The organism is Mycolicibacterium canariasense (genome assembly GCF_002101555.1).
Taxonomy (GTDB): domain Bacteria; phylum Actinomycetota; class Actinomycetes; order Mycobacteriales; family Mycobacteriaceae; genus Mycobacterium; species Mycobacterium canariasense.
This window is the reverse complement of the sequence record NZ_LQOL01000068.1, coordinates 101,258-108,289: the sequence shown is the minus strand read 5'-3', so window position 1 is coordinate 108,289 and position 7,032 is coordinate 101,258. Positions and strand designations below refer to the sequence as shown.

Genomic DNA, 7,032 nt, shown 5'->3' with positions numbered 1-7,032 from the left:
ACCACCACCGATGTTCACGTAGAACACCTGCATGCGCTCCAACTCGTCGATGATGCCCTTGCACTGCTGCGTGCTCAACTCACGCGGATCGCGGCGACCCGACGACGACAGGCAGTGCACACACGACAGGTTGCACGCATAGGTCAGCTCCCAGGTCAGGCAGATCGGGGCATCCAAGCCGCGCTCGAACTGATCGACCAGCCGGGGCACGGGGGCCACACTCGTCATTGATTCTCCCTCGGGACCAGCATGTGGGACTGTACGAGCACGCTCAGCGCGTGCAGGTAGGGGCCGTGGGCGGCGTCGTCGATTCCGGCGGCGCGGCAGGCCGACCGTACGTCGGGGTGGTCAGCCAGCGAGCTGACCACCTCGACGATGGTCCGGTTCTTCAGGAACGACAGCTTGCGGGTGCCGAAGTGATACAGCAAGGCCCCGAACGGTTCTGGCCGCACCGCCACCTGGTGGTGCAGGGCCCAGGGTTGCCCGGGATCGAAGGCGGTCACCGGGGCTGTCGGTGCCGACATGGTCAGTAGACCCCGCACATCCCGTCGATCGAGACCTCTTCGACGAGAGACTCGGTGACTAGATCGGTTTCGGCCGCAACGTGCTGATTGGGTTCCATGGACTGCCCCTTTCGTTACCGTGAGAGTGATCGCGGGGTCCTACGACTGTGACCCACGCCGCACACAATATGGCATCGAGTGCCGAAATGGAAGGGTCTGATCGATGAGTGTGGGACGCCGCCCTTCCACCACCCAGGAATACATCAGCGGCGTGGCACTGGAACTGTTCGCCACCCGTGGTTTCGACGACGTCAGCGTCGATGATGTCGCCGCTGCTGCCGGGATCTCGCGGCGCACCCTGTTCCGCTACTTCTCGTCCAAGAACGCCATCCCGTGGGCCGATTTCGACGCCCACCTCCAGGACCTGCGCGACGTGCTCAACGCCGTGCCCCAGGAGGTGCCGTTGGAGGCAGCATTGCGCGCGGCGCTGTTGAGGTTCAATGACTTCGGCGCCGAGGAGATGCCACAGCACCGGCAGCGCATGCGCGTCATCCTGGAGACCGATGCGCTCCAGGCGTACTCGATGACGATGTACGCCGGGTGGCGCGAGGTGATCGCCGCCTTCGTGGCACGCCGGCTGGGCCGCAAGCCGGCCGACCTGGTGCCTCAGACGGTGGCGTGGACGGCGCTGGGTGTGGCACTGACGGCCTATGAACAGTGGCTGGCCGACGAATCGGTGTCGTTGGCCGACGCGCTGGGCAACGCGTTCGACGTGGTGGGCCACGGCCTGCGCACGCTCGACTCGCACGGCTGACCGAAAAAAACTTCGGTCAACCCCGTCGGAGTTCGGGCCGCCGCGACGACGATGAGGGTGTGAGCGCCCAACCTGATGCCGCCAGGGCATTGTTGACGCTGTACGACGAGGCCCTGCCCGCGGTGTACGGGTATTTCGTCCGGCGTTGCGGTGACCGCGGCACCGCCGAGGACCTGACCTCGGAGACGTTTCTGGCGGCCATGGATGCCGCCAGAAGACCGTCACCGCCGACGGTGAGCGTGCCGTGGCTGATCGGGGTGGCCCGGCACAAACTGGCCGACCACTATCGGCGTCGCTTCGCCGTGCCGATCGGTGACGTACCAGAACCGGTTGACCCGGTGGACGACTGGGATACCGAGCTGGACCGCATCGTCGCCGAGGCCGTGCTGGCTCGGCTGCCAGAACAGCATCGCACGGTGCTGGCATTGCGCTATCTGGACGACCGATCCGTACCCGAGTGCGCCGAGTTGATCGGACGCACCGTGCACGCCACCGAGGCCCTGCTGGTGCGGGCCCGCCGCGCTTTCAGATCGAACTACCCGGAGGGAGGCACGCCATGAACAACAGCCGCGATCCACTGACCGCGCTCTACGGCGACGACCTGCCTGTCACCCCCGATCCCGCCTTCGCGGCCCGGCTACGCGCCCGCCTGGTTGCCGCCCTGTCCCTACCCCCGGGCGCCGAAGGAGTTGAGATGAGCGGAACCGATTCCCTGCTTGCCGAACTGGCTGAGCCCGCCCCACCCGGCACCGGCACGGTGATCCCCTATCTCGCGGTCGCCGACGCCCGGGCGGCGCTGGACTGGTATGCCGCCGCACTGGGCGCCGAGGTGGTGGGTGCGCCGGTGGTCATGGACGACGGCCGTATCGGGCATGCCGAGCTGTCGGTGGCCGGCGCGACGGTCTACCTGGCCGACGAGTATCCCGAGCTGGGCCTGCGAGCCCCTGCACCACAGTCGGTTTCGGTGAGCTTGCTACTGCGGGTGGCCGACACCGACGCCACGCTGCGGCGGGCCCGCGCACGGGGTGCACGGGTGCAGCGCGAACCGTACGAGGATCACGGAGCACGGAACGCCGCGATCGTCGACCCGTTCGGGCACCGCTGGATGCTGGCGGGCCCACGCACCGGCGCCGCGGTGACCATCCGGCACGGTGATGTCGGCTATGTCTCGGTGAACACCCCGGACGCCGCCCGCGCGGCCGCGTTCTACGCCCACGTGCTGGGCTGGTCCTACGAAGGCAACCACGTCACCGGCACCGGCTTGTCGATGGGCATCCATGAAACACCGGGGCCCAGCACCCTGTTCTGCTGCTACGCCGTCGACGATCTGGACGCGGCCAGGGCGGCGATCACGGCCGCCGGCGGGACGGCCGGGCAGCCGCAGGACCGCGAGTTCGGCACGGTGCTCGATGCCACCGACCCGCTGGGCACCCCGTTCGCGGTGTACCACGACACCGCCGGCACCCCGCGGCCCGCGCTCAACGGCACCGGACCGGGTGAACTGTCCTACATCACCTACGAGGTGCCGGATTCGGCTGAGTTCAAGGCGTTCTACGGCCGGGTGCTGAACTGGTCGTTCGAACCGGGCCGGGTCGAGGACGGCTGGGGGGTGCTGCAGACCCATCCGATGGCCGGCGCCGCCGGCGGGGCCCGGGTCGCACGGACCGTGCCGATGTGGACCGTCGCCGATATCGATTCGGCCGTGACACGGGTGCGCGAAGCCGGCGGCAGCGTCATCGAGGAACCGTCGTCGCAGTCCTACGGCATGTCGGCGCTGTGCACCGACGACCAGGGCGCGCGGTTCTACCTCGGCGAGCATTGAGCGATGTGTGGAGCCGCACCCGTAATGATCACGGGTGCGGCTCCACACATCACGGGAGCACGTCGGTGATCGGCGCCGCGGCCGCAATCTTGCCGCGTGCCTTCATCACCTTGCCGGGCATCCCGCCGCCGACCACGGCGGTCAGCACGCCGTCACGCTCGTAGTAGGCCAGGAATTTGCGGCCGTCGTCCTCCACGATGTGCACGGTGTCACCGGCGGCCGGCTCACCCAGACACTGGATCTTCACGTCGTACTGGTCGCTCCAGAAGTACGGCACGGTGGTCACCGCGGAAGCCGGCTCCTGGCCGAGCAGCGCGGGCACCAACGCGCGGGCCTGCTCGGCCACGTTGCTCCAATGTTCCACGCGCACTTGGTGTCCCACCTCGGTTCGCCAGGACGCCACATCGCCGATGGCCCACACGTGCGGGGCGCTCGCGCGGCCGACACCGTCGCACACGACACCGTTGTCGACCTCGATACCGCTGCCCTGCAGCCACCCGGTGACCGGATGCGAGCCGATGCCGACGACCACCAGGTCGGCGTCGAGCTCGGTGCCGTCGGACAGCACCACCTTCTCGACCTCGTCGGTCCCGACCACCGAGGCGACCCCGACGCCGCAGCGCACCCGAACGCCCTCGGCCTCGTGCAGCCGGGTCACCAGCGCTCCGATCTGCTCACCGAGGACCGACGCCAGCGGGGTGGGCTGTGGCTCGACGATCACCACGTCCACACCGAGCTGATGCAGGCTGGCGGCCACCTCACAGCCGATGAATCCGGCGCCGACGATCACCGCCCGCCGCGCCGTGGCCGCGTGGGCACGCAGCGCCGCACTCTCGTCGATGGAACGCAGTACCCTGATGCCCTCGAGATCGGGAAATGACGGAATCCGTTTGGGCACAAGACCAGTGGCGATCACCAGCTCGTCGTAGCCGAGCACCGAGCCATCGGCCAGCGTCACCGTCTGTGCGGTGGTGTCGACCGACGTCGCCGCCGAGCCCAGCCGCAGGGTGATGTTGTTCTCGTCGTAGAACTCCTGCGGCTTGAGCACGACGTCGTGCTCGGGATTGCGCAGCACCTCCTTGGACAGCGGCGGCCGGTCGTACGGCAGGTGCGTTTCGTCGCTGACGATGGTGATGGGTCCGGTGTATTCGGCGCGCCGCAATTGCTCGGCGGTGCGGGCCGCGGCCAGTCCACCACCGACAATGACGATTCCACCATTATTTGTCACGTGGGTCTTCATACACGATGACGCGCTCCCCCGGCCTGCCTACCCCGTCGGTACCGCTCAGGCCCGGGCACGTTCGATGATGTTGGACAGCACCACGATGCTCTCGCTGCGTTCGATGTCCGCACTGGCCCTGATCCGTTCCAGTGCCTCCTCCAGGTGCCGCATGTCGCGCGCCAGCACGTGCAAGATGGCATCCGAGGTGCCCGTCACCGTCGCCGCGCTGACCACCTCGGGGATGTCGATCCAGGCCCGGCGCAACTCGGCGGGCGCGATGGTGCCGTGGCAGTAGACCTGCACATAGGCCTCGGTGCCCCAGCCCAGCGCGTTGCGGTCGACGACGGTGGTGAAACCGCGGATCACCCCGTGATCGAGCAGCCGGTCCACCCGTCGCTTCACCGCCGGTGCCGAGAGATTGACCCGCTCTCCGATCTCGGCGAAGGTGGCGCGGGCGTTGTCGGTCAGCTCGGCCAGGATGCGCTCGTCGGTCTCGTCCAGGCGGTCCATACCCCTCCTCACGCAACAGAACACCGAATTTCGGTTGTGATGACAATAGATCGCCGGCGAACACACAATAGATAGCGATTGATTGCATCCTACGCTGCATATACCGTTGATTCATGACGATTTCCGAGGTCGCCAGCCACTCTGCCCTGCGCCCGACCCGCTCCGCGCGTACCCGCCACTACGCCATGACGGCCCCAACGCATTTCGCCGTCGACTACGCCATCAACCCGTGGATGGACACCTCGACACCGGTGGACACCGCACGGGCCGTCGAGCAGTGGGAGAATCTGCGCCGGGTCTACCTCGACCTGGGCCACACCGTCGATCTGGTCCACCCGCAGCAGGGTCTGCCCGATATGGTCTACGCGGCCAACGGCGGGCTGATCGTCGGCGGCCAGGCCATCGTCGCCCGGTTCGCCTACCCGCAGCGGGCCGACGAGGCCGCGGCCTACGCCGCATGGATGACCGATCGGGGGCACCATCCGGTGCAGACCCGCCACGTCAACGAGGGTCAGGGCGATCTTCTGGTCGTCGGCTCAAAGATCCTGGCCGGCTACGGTTTTCGCACCGACGTACGCGCGCACGACGAGATCGCGGCGATCACCGGTATGCCGGTGATCGGCCTTGAACTGGTCGATCCACGCTTCTACCATCTCGACACCGCGCTGACCGCACTCACCGACGACCTCATCGCCTATTACCCGCCGGCGTTCACCGACGCCGCCCGCGCCACCCTGGAACGGCTCTTCCCGGACGCCATCCTGGTCGACAGCGCCGACGCCTACGTGTTGGGCCTCAACGCCGTTTCCGACGGTCGTCACGTGGTGCACCCGGCCGCGGCGACCGGCTTCGCCGATCAGTTGTCGGCTGCCGGCTTCGAGCCGATCGGGGTGGACCTGTCCGAACTGCTCAAGGGCGGCGGGTCCGTCAAATGCTGCACACTGGAGGTGTTCTCATGACGGTGCTGGAGCACATGACCATCGACGAGCGCCATGTCGCGCGCAACTACGCCCCGCTGCCGGTGGTCGCGGCATCGGCCGACGGCGTGTGGATCACCGACGTGACGGGCCGGCGCTATCTGGATTGCCTGGCCGCATACTCCGCGGTCAACTTCGGCCATCGCAATCCGGAGATCACCGCCGTCGCCCACGCCCAACTGGACACCGTCACCCTGGTCAGCCGGGCGTTCCATTCCGACCGGCTGGGCCCCTTCTGCACCGCGCTGGCCCGGATGTGCGGCAAGGAGATGGTGCTGCCGATGAACACCGGCGCCGAGGCCGTGGAGAGCGGTATCAAGGTGGCCCGCAAGTGGGGCACCGACGTGTTGGGCGTCCCGGCCGGTCAGGCCAATATCGTGGTGGCGCAGAACAACTTCCACGGCCGCACCACCACCATCGTCAGCTTCTCCGACGACGACACCGCGCGCGCCGGGTTCGGCCCCTTCACCCCCGGCTTCCGGTCGGTGCCGTTCGGTGACGCCGCCGCGGTGGCCGCGGCGATCGACGAGAACACCGTCGCCGTGCTACTCGAGCCCATCCAGGGCGAAGCCGGGATCATCGTGCCGCCCGACGATTTCCTGCCCCGGGTGCGGGCACTGTGCACCGAACGCAATGTGCTGATGATCGCCGACGAGATCCAGTCCGGGCTGGCGCGCACCGGGCGCACCTTCGCCTGCGACCACTGGGGCGTGGTGCCCGACATGTACCTGCTGGGCAAGGCGCTGGGTGGCGGGGTGGTGCCGGTGTCCGCCGTGGTGGCCGACGAGGAGATCCTGGGTGTGCTGCATCCCGGCGAGCACGGCTCCACCTTCGGCGGCAACCCGCTGGCCGCAGCCGTCGGCTCGACGGTGGTCGCGATGCTCGAACGCGGCGAATATCAGGCGCGCTCGGCGGAATTGGGCGCACTGCTGCACGCCCGACTGACGGAACTGTGCGGTGCGGGAGTACTCGCGGTGCGCGGCAAGGGATTGTGGGCCGGTGTCGACATCGATCCGCGACTGGGCACCGGCAAGCAGATCAGTGTGCGGCTGGCCGAGCGCGGCGTGCTGGTCAAGGACACCCACGGCCACACGCTGCGGTTCGCCCCGCCCCTGGTCATCACAGCCGAGGAAATCGACTGGGCGGTAGCACAATTCGCCGAGGTCCTGGCCGGACGGTAACCC

The 7,032-nt window shown here is 68.0% G+C and carries 10 protein-coding genes; 5 read left to right on the top strand and 5 right to left on the bottom strand.

What is annotated here, in order from left to right:
* The 3 genes from AWB94_RS24225 to mftA form a co-directional block, all read right to left on the bottom strand.
* A partial coding sequence (locus AWB94_RS24225) for a radical SAM protein (protein ID WP_337349981.1) occupies positions 1-228 on the bottom strand: 228 nt, incomplete at its 3' end.
* Complete coding sequence (mftB, locus tag AWB94_RS24220) at positions 225-524, bottom strand: mycofactocin biosynthesis chaperone MftB (RefSeq protein ID WP_062658082.1); 300 nt, start codon at positions 522-524, stop codon at positions 225-227. The genes mftB and AWB94_RS24225, both read right to left, overlap by 4 nt.
* Before the next feature lie 2 nt (positions 525-526).
* A complete protein-coding gene (gene mftA / locus AWB94_RS24215; RefSeq protein WP_064961342.1) occupies positions 527-622 on the bottom strand; it encodes a mycofactocin precursor MftA in 96 nt (31 codons plus the stop codon).
* Positions 623-726: 104 nt separating this feature from the next.
* On the opposite strand from mftA, the gene mftR reads away from it, so the two are divergent.
* Genes mftR through AWB94_RS24200 form a run of 3 tightly spaced genes read left to right on the top strand, consistent with a single transcriptional unit; the run spans position 727 to position 3,139 of the window.
* Positions 727-1,317 carry a mycofactocin system transcriptional regulator MftR gene (gene mftR / locus AWB94_RS24210; RefSeq protein WP_062658083.1) on the top strand — a complete coding sequence of 197 codons (591 nt, stop codon included), beginning with the start codon at positions 727-729 and terminating at the stop codon, positions 1,315-1,317.
* A 59-nt stretch (positions 1,318-1,376) separates the two neighbouring features.
* A complete protein-coding gene (locus AWB94_RS24205) occupies positions 1,377-1,877 on the top strand; it encodes an RNA polymerase sigma factor (protein ID WP_062658084.1) in 501 nt (166 codons plus the stop codon).
* Entirely contained in the window at positions 1,874-3,139 is a 1,266-nt protein-coding gene (locus AWB94_RS24200; RefSeq protein ID WP_062658085.1) for a VOC family protein, read from the top strand. The genes AWB94_RS24205 and AWB94_RS24200 overlap by 4 nt, the downstream gene beginning before the upstream one ends.
* A gap of 49 nt (positions 3,140-3,188) precedes the next feature.
* On the opposite strand, the gene AWB94_RS24195 is transcribed toward AWB94_RS24200, so the two are convergent.
* Positions 3,189-4,379, bottom strand: a complete 1,191-nt coding sequence (locus AWB94_RS24195; protein WP_062658086.1) for an NAD(P)/FAD-dependent oxidoreductase — start codon at positions 4,377-4,379, stop codon at positions 3,189-3,191.
* A 45-nt stretch (positions 4,380-4,424) separates the two neighbouring features.
* A complete protein-coding gene (locus tag AWB94_RS24190; protein WP_062658087.1) occupies positions 4,425-4,871 on the bottom strand; it encodes an Rv2324 family transcriptional regulator in 447 nt (148 codons plus the stop codon).
* A 113-nt stretch (positions 4,872-4,984) separates the two neighbouring features.
* Between AWB94_RS24190 and ddaH the strand changes: the two genes are divergently transcribed.
* Both ddaH and rocD read left to right on the top strand, forming a co-directional pair.
* A complete protein-coding gene (gene ddaH, locus AWB94_RS24185) occupies positions 4,985-5,830 on the top strand; it encodes a dimethylargininase (protein ID WP_062658088.1) in 846 nt (281 codons plus the stop codon).
* Entirely contained in the window at positions 5,827-7,029 is a 1,203-nt protein-coding gene (gene rocD / locus AWB94_RS24180) for an ornithine--oxo-acid transaminase (protein WP_084395322.1), read from the top strand. Before ddaH ends, rocD begins: the two co-directional genes overlap by 4 nt.
* Positions 7,030-7,032 lie beyond the last annotated feature (3 nt).

Excerpts from the sequence above, each read along its gene's own strand:
- mftB (WP_062658082.1), bottom strand. The coding sequence starts at position 524 with ATGTCGGCACCGACAGCCCCGGTGACCGCCTTCGATCCCGGGCAACCC.
- mftA (WP_064961342.1), bottom strand. The coding sequence starts at position 622 with ATGGAACCCAATCAGCACGTTGCGGCCGAAACCGATCTAGTCACCGAG.
- mftR (WP_062658083.1), top strand. The coding sequence starts at position 727 with ATGAGTGTGGGACGCCGCCCTTCCACCACCCAGGAATACATCAGCGGC.
- AWB94_RS24200 (WP_062658085.1), top strand. The coding sequence starts at position 1,874 with ATGAACAACAGCCGCGATCCACTGACCGCGCTCTACGGCGACGACCTG.
- AWB94_RS24195 (WP_062658086.1), bottom strand. The coding sequence starts at position 4,379 with ATGAAGACCCACGTGACAAATAATGGTGGAATCGTCATTGTCGGTGGT.
- AWB94_RS24190 (WP_062658087.1), bottom strand. The coding sequence starts at position 4,871 with ATGGACCGCCTGGACGAGACCGACGAGCGCATCCTGGCCGAGCTGACC.
- ddaH (WP_062658088.1), top strand. The coding sequence starts at position 4,985 with ATGACGATTTCCGAGGTCGCCAGCCACTCTGCCCTGCGCCCGACCCGC.
- rocD (WP_084395322.1), top strand. The coding sequence starts at position 5,827 with ATGACGGTGCTGGAGCACATGACCATCGACGAGCGCCATGTCGCGCGC.